Origin of the sequence: Verrucomicrobium sp. 3C, from assembly GCF_000379365.1 — a bacterium.
In the GTDB taxonomy this organism is placed as follows: Bacteria; Verrucomicrobiota; Verrucomicrobiia; order Methylacidiphilales; family Methylacidiphilaceae; genus Methylacidimicrobium.
The window spans coordinates 442,655-460,262 of the sequence record NZ_KB901875.1 but is presented as its reverse complement, the minus strand read 5'-3'; the positions used below and the strand labels follow the sequence as shown (position 1 = coordinate 460,262).

Annotated in this window: 15 protein-coding genes and 2 pseudogenes; 16 read left to right on the top strand and 1 reads right to left on the bottom strand. The window is 58.8% G+C overall.

The window, feature by feature from the left end; genetic code table 11:
* The 14 genes and pseudogenes from A37A_RS0102685 to A37A_RS0102615 all read left to right on the top strand — a co-directional run.
* Positions 1 to 276 (top strand): annotated as a pseudogene (locus tag A37A_RS0102685) (hypothetical protein); the annotation flags it as partial.
* 723 nt (positions 277 to 999) lie between these two features.
* Positions 1,000 to 1,998: a tyrosine recombinase XerC gene (xerC, locus tag A37A_RS0102680; protein WP_020493907.1), complete on the top strand. Its 999-nt coding sequence runs from the start codon at positions 1,000 to 1,002 to the stop codon at positions 1,996 to 1,998.
* A gap of 391 nt (positions 1,999 to 2,389) precedes the next feature.
* A complete protein-coding gene (locus A37A_RS0102675; RefSeq protein WP_155996442.1) occupies positions 2,390 to 3,376 on the top strand; it encodes a hypothetical protein in 987 nt (328 codons plus the stop codon).
* Between the two features lie 133 nt (positions 3,377 to 3,509).
* Entirely contained in the window at positions 3,510 to 3,749 is a 240-nt protein-coding gene (locus A37A_RS0102670; RefSeq protein ID WP_155996440.1) for a helix-turn-helix domain-containing protein, read from the top strand.
* Positions 3,746 to 3,946, top strand: coding sequence for a helix-turn-helix domain-containing protein (locus A37A_RS0102665; protein ID WP_018289999.1), 201 nt, complete (start codon positions 3,746 to 3,748; stop codon positions 3,944 to 3,946). The genes A37A_RS0102670 and A37A_RS0102665 overlap by 4 nt, the downstream gene beginning before the upstream one ends.
* Entirely contained in the window at positions 3,943 to 6,396 is a 2,454-nt protein-coding gene (locus A37A_RS17980; protein WP_018289998.1) for a DUF3854 domain-containing protein, read from the top strand. Before A37A_RS0102665 ends, A37A_RS17980 begins: the two co-directional genes overlap by 4 nt.
* 17 nt (positions 6,397 to 6,413) lie before the next feature.
* Positions 6,414 to 7,283 (top strand): hypothetical protein, encoded by an 870-nt coding sequence (locus tag A37A_RS0102655; RefSeq protein ID WP_026195607.1) that lies wholly within the window; start codon positions 6,414 to 6,416, stop codon positions 7,281 to 7,283.
* Positions 7,273 to 7,890: a hypothetical protein gene (locus A37A_RS0102650; protein WP_018289996.1), complete on the top strand. Its 618-nt coding sequence runs from the start codon at positions 7,273 to 7,275 to the stop codon at positions 7,888 to 7,890. Before A37A_RS0102655 ends, A37A_RS0102650 begins: the two co-directional genes overlap by 11 nt.
* A complete protein-coding gene (locus tag A37A_RS0102645; RefSeq protein ID WP_018289995.1) occupies positions 7,878 to 8,093 on the top strand; it encodes a hypothetical protein in 216 nt (71 codons plus the stop codon). Before A37A_RS0102650 ends, A37A_RS0102645 begins: the two co-directional genes overlap by 13 nt.
* A 103-nt stretch (positions 8,094 to 8,196) precedes the next feature.
* Positions 8,197 to 8,562 carry a hypothetical protein gene (locus A37A_RS0102635; RefSeq protein WP_018289993.1) on the top strand — a complete coding sequence of 122 codons (366 nt, stop codon included), beginning with the start codon at positions 8,197 to 8,199 and terminating at the stop codon, positions 8,560 to 8,562.
* A 262-nt stretch (positions 8,563 to 8,824) separates the two neighbouring features.
* A pseudogene (locus A37A_RS15345) lies at positions 8,825 to 10,052 on the top strand (IS256 family transposase).
* Between the two features lie 168 nt (positions 10,053 to 10,220).
* A complete protein-coding gene (locus A37A_RS15340; protein ID WP_081616167.1) occupies positions 10,221 to 11,684 on the top strand; it encodes a DEAD/DEAH box helicase in 1,464 nt (487 codons plus the stop codon).
* Positions 11,681 to 12,340 (top strand): tetratricopeptide repeat protein, encoded by a 660-nt coding sequence (locus tag A37A_RS0102620; protein ID WP_018289990.1) that lies wholly within the window; start codon positions 11,681 to 11,683, stop codon positions 12,338 to 12,340. The genes A37A_RS15340 and A37A_RS0102620 overlap by 4 nt, the downstream gene beginning before the upstream one ends.
* Positions 12,341 to 12,355: 15 nt before the next feature.
* On the top strand, positions 12,356 to 12,796 hold the full coding sequence (locus tag A37A_RS0102615; RefSeq protein WP_018289989.1) for a hypothetical protein: 441 nt from the start codon (positions 12,356 to 12,358) through the stop codon (positions 12,794 to 12,796).
* Between the two features lie 45 nt (positions 12,797 to 12,841).
* Here A37A_RS0102615 and A37A_RS0102610 read toward each other — a convergent pair whose 3' ends face one another.
* Positions 12,842 to 13,357, bottom strand: a complete 516-nt coding sequence (locus A37A_RS0102610) for a hypothetical protein (RefSeq protein ID WP_018289988.1) — start codon at positions 13,355 to 13,357, stop codon at positions 12,842 to 12,844.
* Between the two features lie 865 nt (positions 13,358 to 14,222).
* On the opposite strand from A37A_RS0102610, the gene A37A_RS0102600 reads away from it, so the two are divergent.
* Positions 14,223 to 15,362, top strand: a complete 1,140-nt coding sequence (locus A37A_RS0102600) for a tyrosine-type recombinase/integrase (protein WP_018289986.1) — start codon at positions 14,223 to 14,225, stop codon at positions 15,360 to 15,362.
* Positions 15,363 to 15,945: 583 nt separating this feature from the next.
* Entirely contained in the window at positions 15,946 to 17,565 is a 1,620-nt protein-coding gene (locus A37A_RS0102595) for an IS1634 family transposase (RefSeq protein WP_018289985.1), read from the top strand.
* Positions 17,566 to 17,608: the final 43 nt, after the last annotated feature.

The window sequence follows — 17,608 nt, the reverse complement described above, 5'->3', positions numbered from 1 at the left end:
TGGCGGCCGGATCGGGTCCGGAACCACGTGAGGATCTGCTTCCTCGCGTATTGGATGACGGCTCGTTTGGCCGCCGAGTGGAGCAAGCTCGGTGTTTTTGAACACGTTCCTGCGCTCCTGCGCCGCCTCCAGTCGATCCGCCTCGGCGTTCTCTCCGTGGAAGGCAAGCCGATCGTTCGTCTTTTGAGCAAGATTCCTCGGGAACTGAATCGGCTCCTGGAAAAACTTCGTCTGCTCCCGCTCTTCGCCCAGCCGCCGGCTTGGGCAGCGATGTAGCCAGTAGCGGAAAGGCCTGTCCTTCCGCATCAAGGAGTTATGCTGCTACTCAAGGGAAGTCAGGTTAACTTCTCTTCTCACCTCCGGGTATAGCGTGGCATCGGAAGAAGAAGGATGCGACTGGAAAAAGACGGGGCAGGGCCACTCACTTCGCCAGCCGGCCTCATCCCTCTCTCGGCGAGACTTCCTCACTCGCGCCCGGAGGAAACTCTACCCCTGGTCGTGAATACGGTTTGCGTACGAAATTAAGCAGTGCGTAGGGGCGTATTCCGGGCATGTGTGGCGCGGAGTGTCGTCTAGAGGCAGGATGACTTACGCTTTGTCTACCAGAGGACATTACTTCCGTATGTCGAATTATATCTGACTGGTCCCGGGCCGATTCGAACGGCCGACCAACGCTTTAGGAAAGGGGTGTGCAACGCTTGCATACCAGATATAAACCCAATTCCGCTTCTTTTCCGTTGCCGGAATGTTGACGGAATGGAAGCGGATGGGTACACTTGGAGCATGAAAGCACTACCTCCGAGGGTAAAGAGGCTGGCCAAGCCTGTCCGGGCTTGCTCGTTTGTCCTGGAGTGGACGGCAGACGGGAAGCGTCACCGTCGCTTCTTCCGATCGTGGGTGGAGGCGGATCGGGCATGTAGGGCGCTCAAGCAACGAGCACGTACCGCTGGGGAGGGGTCTCTCGGGATAAGGCCCGGGGATGCCGAAGATTTGGCGAAGATGCGGGAGCTTCTCGCCGAATTTGAAACAGAACCCCTGGCCGCCGTCCGGGAATGGGTGGAAGCCAAGCGGCTCCTGCAATCCTGCGGGGGCAATGTGATTGATGCGGCGCGTGAGCTTGCCGAGAGACGGGCGAAAGAGACTGCAAGCCTTCCGATGGAGCAAGCCTATGAGCGTTTCCTGGAATACAAGGAAGCCGCCAAGCTGCGGCCCCGGGCCATCGCCAGCCTTCGGAGCGATCTCTCCCGCTTTGTAAACGCATTCCCGGACAGGCTGGTGTCCTCGATCTCTGCGGCGGACATCTCGGATTACGTTGCGGCCAGGGGAGAGCTTGAGCCCTTGACGCGGCTCTCGATCCTGCGGCGGGTAGGCGCCTTCATGAACTGGTGCGGTAAACGCGGCTGGTGCGAGAAGGGAATCATGGCCGACATCGAGAAGCCGAAGATCAGAAGCGCACAGACTCATATCTTCACCCCCGATGAGGTCCGCGCCCTACTGGAAGCTGCAAGCAACGTCGCACCTGAAATGGTGCCCTATCTGGCTCTCGGTCTCTTCTGCGGCCTTCGGACGGCGGAGTTGGATCGGCTGGATTGGCGGTACGTCAACGGGAAGGAAGTCAGAATCGAGGCTGACGTAGCGAAGACGGCTTCGAGGCGGGTGGTGCCGATCCCGGAGAACGCGGCAGCGTGGCTCGCGCCCTACCGCAGAAAGTCCGGCCCGGTGCGCCCGCCTAACTCCCGCCGCAAGCTGGGTAGGGTGATTGCAGCCTCAGGGGTGTCATGGAAGCCAAACGCCATGAGGCATTCCTTCGCATCGTATCGCCTTGCTCAATGCAAGGACGCCCCCAGGGTGAGCCTCGAACTCGGCCATATGTCGCCGGCGCTCGTCTTCAGGCACTACCGCGCGCTGGTGAGCGAGGAGGATGCCCAGCGCTACTTCTCCATTCGCCCGCCTGCTGCCTCATCCAATGTGATCCCGATCGCGGCGGGGCAGCGGTAAAACTATGTTTTATAGAAAAAAGGTAGCTGAAAACATGGCGCAAACGGCGCAAACGACAAAGTCTTTGCGGATAAACGACTTAATGTGCGCCGTTTTCAAAACAGAAACGGCGCAACATAGAGCGAAACGGCGCAGAAACGGCGCTGCTCTTTTTCCGACTTCGCGATCAACGCGGCAAGGTTGCTTCGAAAAACCGCGTCAGGATGGCCCTAGGATCGCGTTTTGACCCCTGCCCGCATCACCATAGCGGGCGACCCGTAGCGCGCCATCGGCGAGCGCTTTCTATGAGAGGTTTTGTATTACGGAAACGCGCTCGGGATTATCGACTCTACAAATACAAACGGCGGCAATCTGATTGATTCGAGACCACCGCCGTTGTATGCTTGAAGTTATGAAATCTAAGCAACTCAACTCTATCGTTCTCGCGGAAGACCGTCAAGCCGGCGTTGACTACATTACCCCTCACGTTCCCTCTCTGGTTTCGGCCATGAAGGGCAAGCTCCCATGGCTCACCATACCCGCCGGCGTGATGCAGCGTCTTCCGCTGATAGCAAGGGATGACAACCATGCTTTGCGAAGCGCCATCTCGGCCTTCGAGGATTACTGGAAGTTCACCCCTGAGCAGAAGCAGAGTTGGAACAAAGATCTTTGGAAAGACATATACAATGGGAAAACGAGCAAGGGGGCGACCGTTCATCCTTGTGTGATGTTCCTGATGAACATCATCCGATATTCGACCTGGGCATGGCTGCAACAAGACCTTGCCAACCGGCTGAATGAGCTAGAACGGCTGTGGCCGAGCGTGGACAAGGCCATTGAAGACGCGACGCAAGCTCTCAAGGGACCGGCCCGAATCCTCGCTAAATACTACGGCGGCTATGAAATCAAGGCTTATGTCGAGGGGGTGCTGCACCTAACCCATCGGCTCAAGCAAAACCCTAACGCCACGGATGAGGAAATACTGGAGATTGCCCGTGAAGCCAAAGATCTTATCCATGCGAAAGAGGGAGATGCGTCCATGGATTCCTTAACCAGCAAGAACGGGATGGATCCGTTTGATCGGGCTATGCGAGAGGCCGGATCAGATAAGCAGGGGCGCAAGAAGAAGTTCAAAGTGGGGGGCGAAGACGAAGAGGTTGCCGAGCCTGATGCGATAACAAGGTTCAAAGCATATTGCGACTACAAGAAGGCCAATCCAACCAAGAGCGATAGGAATATCTGCCGGATTCTGGCGGAAAGGGAAGTTGCGGAGATCGAGGATAAGATGGCACGCCAGATAGAAAGCGGGCGGCTGGATGCCCGGGCTAAGCGAATACGCGATGGCATTATCGCCATAAAAAAGCAGCGCAGGGAATCCGGCCAGCCGCCTTTGATATAGCCACCGACGCAATCCTTCCCATCCCCCGGCAACCTTTTTTGGCGCTGCCGGGGGCTTTTTTTTCCTCTACCTCTGGAAGATTTTGGCTGAAACGGGGGCGATTCAGCCAGCCGGGAAGATCTATCTTCCGCGCATGCAAGTTATTGACATCGCGCCCGACGGAAAGCCTGCCCCTCGCTTTCCGGACCGGCTTTTGACACTGGAGGAGGCGGCAACCTTTCTTGCGGTGCCCGAAAGCTCGGCCAAGCGGCTCATCAAGACCGGGCGGCTTCGAGCCTACTGGGTGTCCGGCAAGTACCGCATCAATCCGAGCGACCTCCAAGCCTTTCTCTCCACCACGGAAATTTCCACCAAGGGAGGAGGCTCAAGATGAGCGACGCAACTCCTTCCAAGAAGGAATGGATGGGGCCGGACGACGTGGCGGAGCTGCTTGGCATCAGCAAGCGCCTTGTGCTCGATCTCTGGCGCGCCGGCGTGCTGCCAGGTGTGAAGCTATCCAGGAAAAGGATCCGGTTCCGGCGAGCGGCCATAGAAGAAAAGCTTGCAGCCTTGACCGAGGGGAAGCGATGAACCACGACCCCATCACCCAGACGCCGGAAGTGCCGGTGATCAACCCGCTCGAAACGTACCTGATCAAGCGGGGCATCCATAGGGGAACCTGGGAAGCAGCCGGGGTGCAGATAACGGAAAAGCCCGAGCCTGGGCTAATGAACTGCCGCCTGGGCTTCGACCGGCTTGGAGGAAGAGAGATCTCTTCTGCGGCGGGCATCTGGTTCCCGTACAAAGACCGGGCCGGGAAGATCCGAGATTGGGGGTTTCGAGCGATCCCTGAGCTTCAGGGCAGCGACGGCCAGCCTGTGAAGTTCCTCAGGCCCAAAGGCTCCGGCACCTATCCGTTCATCGGACCGAAAACCCAAGAGGTTTTAGAGAAGCCTCATAAGCCGATGATTCTTACGGAAGGACCCGTGAAGGCTCTTGCTATCGAGCAAGCCGGAGGATTCGCGCTTGGGCTGAGCGGTTGCTGGTTTGCGAGGTCCACGGAGGATGCCTACGCCATGCCCGAATGGGCGGCCGACATCGCTTGGCAAGGTCGCAAAGTGTTGCTTGCTCTCGATGCTGATTGGGAGAACAACCCAAGCGTTCGCATCGCGCTCTTCGCTAATCTACTGGTGCTACGCAAGGCGGGAGCGGTGCCCCGGCTGCTCCGGTGGAATCTTTCGGAAGGCAAAGGCGCGGACGATTACTTGTCCGGCATCGCCAAGAATGGGGGCGACCCGACAACCGCGCTTCAGAAGCTCATGGATGAGGCCGTCGATCTCCCGCAAATCATCCGCCCTGAGGATCTGGTGCCATTCCAGAATGCATTGGACAAGTCCAATCTATCGCCTGCATTGCGAAAGCAGATATCGAAGGAGGTTGCCAAGCCGCTCAAGGTTGCGGCAAAAGACCTCCAAGATAAGGAGGCCGGCGGCTCCGCCGATGCGAAAGCGCGGGCGCTGTATGATCTGGCGATACCTAACGTTGAGCTTTTCCACGACGGAGCGGACGGGCGCTTTGTCCGGTTCCAATCGGAAGGACATTTTGAGACATGGCCCATTCAATCGTCCGCCGCAAAGGAGTTTTTCCAAAAGATCGCGTATGACAACAAACTGCCCGCGCTAAGTGGCGAAGTCTGGGGCGCGACGGTCAACCTTCTTAGTGCGGAAGCGCGATTCAGCGGCAAGCAGTCTCAAGTTTTTCTTCGCATCGCTCCTGAGATCGGGCCGAACGGGAAGCTGATCGGAATTTTCGTCGATCTCTGCGACGCGAAATGGCGCGTGATTCACATAACGGCGAGCGGCTGGAAGCTCCTCGACCGCTCTCCCGTCCTGTTTGTTCGATCTAGAGCCGCCATGCCGCTGCCGGAGCCGGAAGAAGGCGGCTCCCTGGAAGAGCTTCGAGGGTTTCTGAATCCTGGGCTGGAAGATGATTCATGGTTGCAGATCAAAGCTTTTCTCATCTTCTCGTTTCACCCATTCGGCCCTTACCCGATGCTTGAACTTTTGGGCGAACAAGGATCGGGAAAGAGCACGGCTGCACGCTTCCTGCGGTCCTTGGTTGACCCTTCCAAGCTGATGCTCCGGGCGGCTTCAAAGTCCGTCGAGGATTTGTGCATCGCGGCCAATAACTCTTGGCTACTCGCCTTCGACAATCTCTCGCGTATCAACGAGGAGCTTTCGGACGCTCTGTGCCGTCTCTCGACTGGCGGAGGCAACGCGACTCGGAAGCTTTATGACCAAAACAACGAGCACATTGTTGTAGCGAAGCGCCCCGCTATCTGGACAGGGATCAACGAGGTTGCCATCCGGGGGGATCTGGTTGACCGGACTATCTCCATCGAATTGCCGACTGTACCGGAAGAATCGCGGAAGCAGGAGGCGGAAGTCGAAGAGCAATTCCGAAAGGCCGCCCCGAAGATCTTCGGCGCGCTCCTGACCCGCATCGCGGGGGCCTTGCGCGAATTGCCGAACGTGAAGATAAACCGGCTGCCGCGCATGGCCGACTTCGCAACATTCGCCGTCGCAGACGAGCGCGGAGCCGGGGAGCCCGAAAGGTTCTTAGAGGTTTACCATGCCGAGAGGGAGGGCGCTTCCGCACGAGCCCTTGAAGGATCACCTGCCGGGGCCGCGCTGATGAGATTTCTGGAAACCCACAACTTCGGATGGGACGGATCTCCGGCGGAATTGCTGGATGAGCTACAGAAAGCGTTGCCCGATCCCAATAGGCCGCCCAGGGGATTCCCAGAAAACTCCCGCTCCCTGGGCAAGCAGATCCGACGACTCGCTCCTCAGTTACGGGCAATAGGTTGGTCCGTCGAATACGGGCACGCGCACAAAAGCAAAAAAATCTACTTACAGAAGGTGTCGAAAAACATTCCGCAAACTCCGCCGAGACAAGAGGAGGAAGTTGCTAAAGCGCCGACCACGACGACGCCCATGCCGCTCGCCGACAACGACGGTTGGCTTCACGACGAAGTGTAATCCCGGAGGACCAAACAATGATCAAGCTTCTATTGTCAGAGATAAGCGCGGAAGGGGTGAGGGTGTCCCTCAAGCCGGACGGGAAGATAGGCATTGATTGGCCGCCGGACTTTCCCGGTTCTCGGCGTGAAGAGTACCTGGAACTGATTCGAAAGAACAAGGACTCGATCATCGAGGCACTACGCGGCGAAGCGGCGGAATCAAACGAGCAAGCACAGGACCAGGAACCCGACGATCCCGCACGCCGGCATTACATGGAGCCCGCTGCGTTCCTGTCCGAGCTTCGAGCAATCGGCGGATCGCTCACGATCAAGCCGGACGGCCAGCCGTGGATAAGCTTCGCCGACGACACCCCGCGAGAGATCAAGGACCGGCTCACCCTGGTTTATGTGAATCACAAGGATGCGATCATTGAGGAACTCAAGAAGGAGCCGGCACCAGCCGCGCCGGAGGAAATGCGGCTTCGGGAAAGCTCCGAGTACCGGGAGCTTAGGGCAAACCTTCTCACCTACTGGCACTATTACGGACGCACGCCGACAATCGACGAGGCGTTTCGCAGGTATCCCAAGCATCCCAGGACGGCGGTTCGAGCCGCCATCGAGGATATGGCCGCTGTCTGCCCCGACTGTGCCCGGAGGCTGGAAATCAATTCCTGCACGCACAGGAAGCCCGAGGCGGCTTGGTTCGATTTCAAGCTCAACCGCCAAGAACTGAATATCTGGATCGAGAGTGCTCTTAGGCTTCTCCCGAGCACCCGGCCACCTACGCAGGAGGACATCGAGGCGATCTGCAAGAGGGGGGAACGGGAGAAAGGCCTTCTGCCGGTGGTCATCAGAAGAGCCGTCGCGCAGATCAGAAAAAGCGAAAACGGTGAGTATGGGAGCTAAGGAACTACTGGAAGAAGCGAAGGCGGCGGGGGTGAGCCTACAACTGAGGCCCGACGAGACGATTGCTGCCCACTTCCCGGAGGAGATTGCCGGAGAGCGGCGGGATCGGCTCACGCAAGCCTTGAGGAGGCATAAGCCTGAGATCGTGCGGGAGATGCTTCCGGAGGAGGTTGAGCGATTCCTGCCGAGGGAGAAATGTCGCCGTCGCGGAAACGGCTTTTGGTCGCGTTGCTTTGACGCGAAAACTCGGCTGATCGACTGGGCCGAATCGACTGGCATCATTCCGACACCCAAAGAGGCATTCCAACTCTTCCCGGCGCACGACCGGACCGTGATCCGATGGGCCATAGCCTCCCTGGGGCTGGTCTGCCCGAAATGCGTCCTCCTGGGTGGCGTGATCGCCTGCACTCACGACAAACCCGCTACGTGGTTCCCGAGGCCCGATCCCGCCAAGGAGATCCGGGATTGGATCTTGGATTATCTAACCGGCCATCTTCTGGCAACCGACGCCGAGATCGTTCGGGCAGCGTCGCGGGCAGGTTTCCCGCGCATCCGGCTTGAGCGAAACCAAACACCAAAAACAAAAGGAGAACCATGCAAGCAGTAGACAAGACGGCAGAAATTGTGCGGCTGACAGCCGAGATCGACGGGCTCAAGGACCAAAGATCGGAGCTTTCGGCGAAGATCCGGGAATTGGACACCCTGCGGTCCAACTTGGCCGCCGCGAGTAGGGCAGAGGCGGAGAGCGTTGCGGGCGGGGATGAGGAGGCGGAGGACGAGGAAGAGGCGGATTCCAGGGGAATGGAATGAAGTTGAACCGCAAACAACGCCGAGCGGAGCAGAGCAAGCAGAGGCTCAAGGACAAGCGAATGGCCCGGCTGCGGAAACGAATGGCGGAATTGGAGGCCCGGGAATGAAGACGGCTTTTGAGCAAGAGCTAGACGAAATGGGCTTTCAGGAATGGAAGGCCGGGCTCAACGGCGAGGGTTCCTATTGGCGTTACCGGGCGAAGGCGAGGCTCGAATCGTTTGCCGTGGCCGAGATCGTCTCCGAGGCGATGCTCAAGGCGCAATTCCTCATCAAGGCCGGTAAGCTCAACGCCCCGGAAGAGGAGATTTTCGAGTTCGCCGTAGCGAAAGCGCAAGGTAGCCATTCGCCAGCCTTGACGGTACCAATCGAAGACAACGGCAAAGCGCCGGTAGCCATCAATCGGAGCGCGAGCTATCGCAAGTCTTGCAACGGCTTTCCGGGGCTCACGGCAGCGGAGAGGGGAGCGTAAGGCAAGATGAGCGGGCTGCCTGAAACAACCAAGGTCTTGCGCCGCCCCTACCAGGACGCCGCCTTAGAAGCCATCCGCGAGGGTTGGAAGGAAGCCCGCCGTCTCTTGATTTCTGGAGCCTATCCGAAAATTTGTGTGTGGGTCACAACCGAAGTAGAAGGAGATGAAAATGGAAAGGGAAGTGACCACGAACAACGAGCAGGAAGCGCAGGACCGAGGAGGCAAGAAGCCTGGGATCAGTGCGGCGATCATTGAAGAGCTGATGAAGGACTACCAGAAGCCGGAAGATCTGGTCGGTCCTGGGGGGATCATGGAGCAGCTGACCAAGCGGCTCTACGAGCGGGTGCTGGGAGCGGAGATGACCCACTATCTGGGTTACGAGAAGGGCCAGGCGCCCAAGGGCGAAGCGGGCCGGAGGCGGGAGAACCATCGGAATGGGACCAGCAGAAAGACCTTGGTGAGCGAGGATGGGCATCTGGAGATCGAGGTGCCGCGTGATCGAGCCGGGGACTTCGAGCCTCGGTTTGTCCGCAAGGGGCAACGGCGGTTTGGGGGCTTTGATTCCAAGATCATCGCCATGTATGCCCGAGGGATGACGGTGCGGGAGATCCAGGCGTTTTTGGAAGAGCAGTACAAGTTGGAGGTTTCTGCCGATCTGATCAGCACGGTGACCGATTCGGTGATGGACGATGTGCTCGAGTGGCAGAGCCGGCCGCTGGAGAGGATGTATCCGGTCGTCTTCTTTGATGCGTTGTGGGTCAAGATCCGGGATGAGGGAGCGGTCAGAAATAAGGCGGTCTATCTGGCCTTGGGACTCCGGCGCGACGGCACCAAGGATGTGCTGGGTCTTTGGATCCAGCAAACCGAAGGAGCCAAGTTCTGGTTAGCGGTGATGAACGAACTCAAGCATCGCGGGATGGAGGACATCTTGATCGCGGTCGTCGACGGGCTCAAGGGGTTTCCGGACGCGATCACGGCCGTTTTCCCCCGGGCGCAGATTCAGACCTGCATCGCGTGCATCTGATCCGCCAATTCGCTCTCCTTGTGCAACTGGAAGGGGAGCGCCGGTCCGGGTGGCAGGGGAACTCAAGCGCAGCTCTACAGTGCGGAAACTGCTGCTGAAGTCGCCGCCAAGCGACTCGCGAAGAGTTCGCCGCCGGCGAGTGGGGGAAGAAACTCCCGACCATCGTCCAGATGTGTGGCGAAGAGTCTGGGAAGAAGGTTATTCCGTTCTTCGCGCCTTCTCGCAGGGAGATCCGAAAGATGATCTACACGACCAATGCCATCGAGAGAGCCTGCATATGCAGTTGCGGAAGGTCCTCAAAACCAGAGGACATTTTCCCAATGATGAAGCGGCGACCAAATTGATTTTCCTGGTCTTACGGAACGTCACCAAGAAATGGAAACATCCGTCGCCGACCTGGAACCAGGCGGCCAGGCAATTTGCCATCCAGTTCGGGGAGCGATTCTTCCTGGCGGAAGGAGTCTAAAAGCCATGAAAAAGTGGAGAGTTGCTTCCCACGCCTTGGAATAACCCCCAAGCGGGGTTATTCACCAACTGTCCCGGCTAGAGCCGACCGCTTTGGGGAAGCGGTCTCGCCGGTCCGAGTTGACGGCGTGCGAACAACTCTCTTTACTGTTAGACAACAAAGCGGAAAATCGACCCGCACACAAAAAAGCGGACACTACCGATTTCTGCGCCAACTGGATCGGGCAAGACCGTGATCTTCGCTCATGTCGCCGCCGAGGAAGTAAGGGCTGGCGGGAAGACGTTGATTCTTGCCCACAGAGAAGAGCTACTAAGCCAAGCCCAGGCTTCACTCAAGAAGTTTTGCGGGCTTTCCTCCGCACTAGAGAAGGCGTCCTCCGTAGCCTCCCTGAAAAGCTCGGTGGTGGTGGCTTCGGTGCAGACGATGGTTCGGCGGTTGTCTCGCTACCCGAGGAATCACTTCGGGAGTGTGATTGTGGACGAGGCCCACCATTCGGCCGCTCGCACCTACGCCAAGATCCTCGAGCATTTTAGCCATTCCCGCGTCCTCGGCTTAACGGCTACACCCTTCCGGGCGGACGAGAAAGACCTGTCCGGTATCTTCGAGCGCGAGGTTTACCGCATCGGACTCCCGGACTTGATCCGCCAAGGCTATCTCTCACGCTTGACCGTGGACACCCTGCCGCTGGCCGGGGGTGGAATCGACCTGTCCGGCGTGGCCATCCGCAAAGGTGAGTTCGCCGAGGAAGAAGCAGCGGACGCGGTAAGTCCGTACCTGGAAGAGATAGCGGGGATTATCGCCAAAGACTACGCCGAGCGTCGCATCTTGGCTTTCCTCCCTTTGCGGGCCACGTCGCAGGCTTTCGTTGCCTTCTGCCGAGATGCCGGACTGCGGGCAGAGCACGTTGACGGCGAGTCTTCGGACCGGGCGCAAAAGCTGGAACGGTTCAAGACCGGGAAGATTCAACTTTTGGCGAATGCTATGCTCCTCACGGAGGGGTTCGATTGTCCTCCGGTCGATGCGATTCTGCTACTCCGCCCAACCCGCTCCCGAGTGCTCTATCAGCAAATGATCGGCAGGGGCACGCGCCTTTCCGATGGCAAGCTCGACTGCTTGATCCTCGATCCCTGCTTCGTTCATGCCCGGCTGCCGGTGCTAAAATCTTCCGCGCTAATCGCCAAGAGCGAAGAGGAAGAGGCCCGCATCGAGGAGGCTCTGGAAAAAGGCGAGAAGGACCTGCTCAACGCGGCGGAGAAGGCCGAGGAGATTAGGCGGGAGCGTGAGGAGGCCCTTGCTGCACGGCTGCACGATCATTCGAGCCGTATCGTGAGGGACTACCTGGAAGTGATGCTCGCCGGGGATGCGGACTACGAACCCGTCCTGTCCTGGGAGAGCGCGCAACCGACCGAAAGGCAGCGGGAGGTTTTGGACAAGTCCGGTTTCGACTTGAGCCTGATCACCAATCGCGGGCTCGCCAGCAAGCTCATCGATGGAATGGGCAAGCGCCGGGAGCAGGGGCTTGCCACGTTCAAGCAAGTCCGGCTGATGCGCCGTTTGGGCTACAAGGGAGACGCGGCCAAGGCGACGTTCGCGGAGGCGCATGCGTGGATTGATCGAAGGCTCGGAAGATGAAGGGATACAAACTCATCGCGGCAACTCTCGGCATCGGGGCGTTTCTGCTTCTCTTCGCAGCAATGCAATATGCCCTGAGCATGGGGGCGCGACCGCATGACCTGAGCACGGATTCTGATGCTTACGTCCGCCGAGCGTGCGCCCTGATCGACGCCAATCAGTATGCAGACCTGAGGACTCTAGCGAAAGAATGGATGGAGGCGATTCCCACGGATGCAAACGCCTGGGGCACCTATGGGATCGCCTGCTTCGCGCTCAAGGATTACCCGGAAGCGGCGCGAGGATTCGAGGAAGCCTGCGTGCTTACTCCCAACGTCCCTGCGCTCTGGCGATCCTTGGGCGAATCCCTTGAGCTATCCGGCAACCCGTCCGATGCGGCAAAAGCATTCAATGAGGGGGTGAAGATCGCCCCGAGGGACGACGCCCTATGGGGCGAGCTTTCGCGGGCGCAGTACGAATCCAAGAACGTCTACGATGCGATCCGATCCGCTCAAACGGCTCTGAGCATCAACCCTCGGAATCCCGATGCCCTGATGACCTACGGGGTTATCTGGGTTGACCGGGGAAACTACAAGGAAGCCATTGCTCTCTACGAACGACTCAAGAGCGTCAGCCCGGCGCTGGCGGAAGAACTGGTGAGGAGATTCGGAAAATAACGGAGAACCCCAAACATGAAAACGAAATCAACCCTGCTAGCTCTCGCTTTCCTGCTGCTCTGCCCCGCGCTGCAAAGCGCGCATGCGGTTCTTGCGGACTGGCATCCCTTGGAAGTACCGCATCGAGGACCGCTCGGGAGTGGTGAACATTCCATAATCAATGGGATGAATATCTACGCTACACCCCCCTCGCGCCCCTACATCGTGACAGGAGCGATTGAGGCGGGAGGCGGGCTTTTCGGATCACCGAGAACGCGTGCGGTAACAAAGGCGAAGGAAGTGGGAGCCGATGCGATCATCTTGGTGCAAGCGGAACGCTGGCCTACCGGGGGGCAAGCCTGGGGATGGGGGCAAGGAACAAACGCGGGAGGCGGGATCGGAGGGTTCAACTATATCCAGAACTACGCGGTTATCTGCCACTACCAAGCTATCAAGTGGGTGAAGAGCCGGAAGTAGGAGCGATTGCTCTAGGACCGTGAACAAATCCGATCCGCCGTTTCCTCAAGCATCCGCTCCTCCGCCGCCAGCTTTCTCCGGTGCTTTATACGCAGCCTCGTTCAAGGAATCCTGAACCGAATCCGCTACCGCATTCTCGGCTTCGGTCTGCTTCCGACGCTTGCGGCCGGCGTTCCGGATAATACCCAGAACGTGCCGAGCCACGATCCTCCGGGCTTCCTCATCGCTCTGGTACCTGTCCGACCAAAGCCGTGGTTCGAATTCTTGAGTTTTGCGTAGGGCTTCCTCGCGCAAATCGACGGCAACCTGCTTCCCGTAGAGCAAGAGCCATGCTTCGATGGAGCGCGAGGTAAGCATGCCCTTAGGGATGCCCTGTCCGGAGAGCTTTGATCGGATTTGGTCCGCATGCTCGGTGAGCATCCCGGCATCAACCGGCTCGATGGAGATGCACCCGAAATTCGGGTCATCGACGATCCGCTGCAGAGCCTTGTAGTGGCTCCCGGCGGCGGCGACAAGCTGCCTGTAGATGGCCTTCGCGGCGGACGACATCAGCAAGCGCATAGAGCGACTCTACGACAAGAGACGGGCTTCGTCAAAATACTGGTAAGAGAGAGCGCACCTACCCCTGGTTGGCCAAGGAGAAAATTTTTCATGGGGGCGGGGCGAGCAGGGGGCACTCACTTCCGGCGCGGCGCGCGCCCCAAACCCCTGCGCGAGAACGCGCAGGTGCCAGGGCGGCAGAGAGGGCGTGATAATGCGTTATCAATAGCGGCTGATAATGCGGTATCAATAAGCCCCCTACCCCTTGCCGCCGTCTTACTGATAAGGCCATACGCTCTGGAGAGATCCGTGGCTCCGGCCCTACGCCGTCTTACTCGTAAGCCTCCGTCCATCGCCCATTCCCGGCCGACGTTCCCGGACGTCGTGACGTCCGCCGGTGAAGAGAGACTCCGAACGATCCGCTGAGCATGATAAGGCATTCGCAATATCAGCCTCGCGCAAAGCACGCGGCGCGAGAGACCGGCTGAGTCCGGTGGAGGTTGTGGAGGTTGTGGAGGTTTTTTTACTAAAGGCGGGCGAAATTTAGAGATGAAGGCCGAGCTTGATGGCCCCAGCCCACCCGAAGCGCGGCGTCGAGGCTCGAAGCGTTGCCGGAATGTTGCCGGAATGTTGCCGGAATCCATACGTCTCTACCCCCTTTTTTGCGTATCCATCGTTACACATCTGTTCTTAACGCAATAAGCTTCCCTAGGGCTTCTACCAGGCAGGATTGCGTCTTTATATCTGGGAGCCGCTTAAGGGATTCGAACCCTTGACCCACGCTTTACGAAAGTTATGAGCACGGCGGTGCCACCAGAGTGTAGCTGCTTTTCGTCCGAACACAATACCATTTGAATACCAATTACGTGGGCGGTAGTCTCTTGCCGTGAGTCGCGCCAAAACCGCGATACCCCGCGTCATCAAGCTTGCAAGGCCGATCCCGGTCAACCCTCAAAATCCGGGAAAGGAGGTTTACACTCATGAGGTTGTTTGGACCGTGGACGGTCGGCGGTATCGGCGACGGTATCAGACGAAAATGCAAGCGCAGGTGGAAGCGAATGCATTGCGGAATCAACTCGTAGCCGCCGGCGGGGGCGCGCTCGCGCTGCGGCCCGGGGACGCGGAAGATCTAGCGGAAATGCGCCGTCTCCTTGCGCCGTTCGGCGTGGAGCCGCTTGCCGTCGTTCGGGAATGGACGACGATGAAGTCTCGGGAACTTGCCAGCGTCTCCATTGAGGATGCCGTCAGGGACTTCCTAACCACGAGAGAGAGGGACGGCCTGCGGCATCGGTCTTTGCAGTCGCTCCGTGGGGCGGCGCAACAATTCCAGAGCCGATTTTCGGGCGCGGTTCTGTCCGCAATCGGTTCCCGAGACATTGAAACATGGCTCACCACGCTTCCGACCGGCGGACTGACGAAACGAAGCCTGCGCACGCGACTCGGTACATTCCTCGCGTTCTGCGCGCGCCGAGGCTGGTGTCGGAAAGGGATCATCGACGACGTTCCAGTGCCGAAGATTCAGCCAGTCGAGACCGAGGTTTTCACGGTTGCCGAGGCTCAGGCACTCCTCACTTCGGCCCGCGAAGTCGCTCCCTCGCTGCTCCCTTATCTCACGCTTGGCCTCTTCTGCGGACTTCGGACGGCAGAGCTGGACCGGATTCCCTGGGAGCACGTGGGCGACAAAGAAGTGCGAATTGAGGCCGCTACTGCGAAGACCGCCTCCCGCCGGGTGGTTCCGATCCCGGAGAATGCCGCCTCGTGGATCACGCCCTACCGCAAGAAGCACGGTCCGATCCGTCCGAAGAACGCTCGCCGGATGCTTGCCAAGGTCCTAGCCGTCTCTGGGGTAAAGTGGAAGACGAACGCGATGCGGCATTCCTTCGCCAGTTATCGCCTCGCCCAATGCAATGACGCCCCGAGGGTGAGTCTGGAACTCGGTCACACGAGCCCTGCCTTAGTTTTCCGGCATTACCGGGCTCTCGTGAGCGAAGCGGAAGCGGGCCGTTTCTTCGCCATCGCTCCCTGACTTTTCTCTTGGCGCTCTTCGCTACGGCGGAGTAGAAAAGCAATATGGGCTTCCTTTCCGCCCTATTACGCGCCTTGGCGTCGTCTGCACCGGATAATGTAGAAGAGATGGCGCAACTCAATGAGGCCAAGACTGACGCAATCGCGTCGATGACCTCCGCGCCGTCTCCGACGTGCCCGAGTTGTGGGGGGCCGACTTACACCGATGGAGCCAAATGCGGCTTTTGCACCATGCGGGAGCAGCAGGAGGAAGAGGATCGTCGCCGACAAAGCGATATGTTCAGCCCTCCTCCGTCGTTCGGTAGTTCCTCCGACCCGTATTCCACAGGCTTCTAGCTGGTTCGTTCGCTCCCCAGACTTTTTTTTAGCGTCAGAGCGCGCAAAACCTGTGTCGCTCTCTCGGGTAAAAAACGTTCTTTTTTGCCTCTTCGCTGTTTTTCGTGGGTTATCCCATCTTCCGCACAATTTTGAGGATTGTTTCGGCACATGAAGGACTTACGCAAAATAATGTAGGACGTGTAATGCGAATACAATGTGAATAAAATTTGTTTGCATAAGCATCATGCTCTTGGCATATTGTAGGCATGTACGTGCAAGAGGTGCGCACTTGCCAGAGGGGCAAAGTCTACCGATCCGTTCTTGTCCGGGAGTCGTATCGGGTGGGCAAGCAGGTCAAGACCAGGATCCTGTCCAATCTGACCCGGATGCCGGTGGAGGTCCAGCAGGCGGTCCGAGCGCTGCTGCAGGGGAAGAAGCTGGTGCCCCTGGACGGACTGGAAGGGCAGGAAGCTCTCGATTACGGAGGACTCGCGGTTCTCGAGCAAGCGTGGCAGCGATTTGGACTCGATCAGGTTCTTTCCGGGGTGGGTTCGGAGCGGAAGGGGCGGCTTTTGAAAGCGATGATCTTTGGACGGATTCTCTTTCCCTCTTCCAAGCTCGCCCTTCGGGAGGAGGCAGGCGGGACGCTTTTGGCTAAGGTATGCGGGCTGGAGGAGAAGGACCTGGAAGAAGACGATCTCTACCGGGCGATGGATGGGCTCAACGGCGTTTGGAGCGGGATCGAGAAGAAGCTTTACCGGGAAGCCCAACCAGAGGGAGCGAGCTTGGTGCTCTATGACCTTTCGAGTGTCTACTTCGAGGGGGACGGCCCCGAGGGATTGGCGCAGTACGGCTACAGCCGGGATCACCGGCAAGATCGGCGGCAGGTGCTTCTTGCGGTCGCCACCGATGCCCGGGGGATCCCGATCCATGTGGAGGTCCTGCGGGGGAACCGGGCGGACAGCACGACGCTGACGGGGCTCTTGGTGACTCTCAGACGCCGACTTGGGATCCGAGAGGCTACCTTCGTCTTCGATGGCGGGATGAAGAGCCGGTGGAATCTGGAGATGCTCACCGGCATGGAGCTTGAGTACGTGACCCGATCAACTGGGACCAAGCTCCAGGAGATCGTTCGGCGACTTCCCAAAGATCGGCAGCTCTGGCTGACGGATCGAACCCGGGTGATGGAGATCGAGCACCAAGGGGTTCGCTACGTCGTTGCCGGAGGGGAGTGGCGCGCGATGCGCGATCGGGAGCGGCGGCAGAGCCGCATCGCCCGAGGAGAGGAAGAGCTGCGCCAGATTGCCAAGGCAACGCGCAAGGGGGCAGACCCGGTCGAGCTCGGCAGCCGGATCGGCCGGGCGCTCCAGCGGATCCAGGCCCATAAGTACTTTCAGTATGGAGTCGACGCCAAGGGCCGGTTCTGGTGGAAGCTTGACCAAGAGCGGGTCAAAGAAGAAGAGGCGATCGACGGCTGGTATCTTTTGGAGACCAACCTCCCGTCCGCCAAGGCTTCTCCTCAGGAGGTGCTGACCCACTACAAGCGGCTCGCAGAGGTCGAGGCCGCTTTTTCAGAACTCAAGAGCTACCTCGAAGTCCGTCCGGTCTATCATTGGCGGCCCGATCGGGTCCGCAACCACGTGAGAATCTGCTTCTTGGCTTTCTGGATGAATGCCCGCCTCGGGACCGAATGGGTGGCCAAAGGGTTTACCGAAGAGGTGCCCAAGGTGCTCCGCCGCCTTCAGGCGATCCGCTTGATCCGGCTCGCCCCGAACGGACGGCCTTTGATCGGGTTCTTCTCCAAGATCCCCGCCGACATCAACGCACTGCTCCAAAAGCTCGACCTGCTCCCCCTCTTTGCTCGCCCGCCCAAATGGGCCATGTAGGCAGAACGAAAAAGTCTTAACGTTCTGCTACAATCACTTGCGA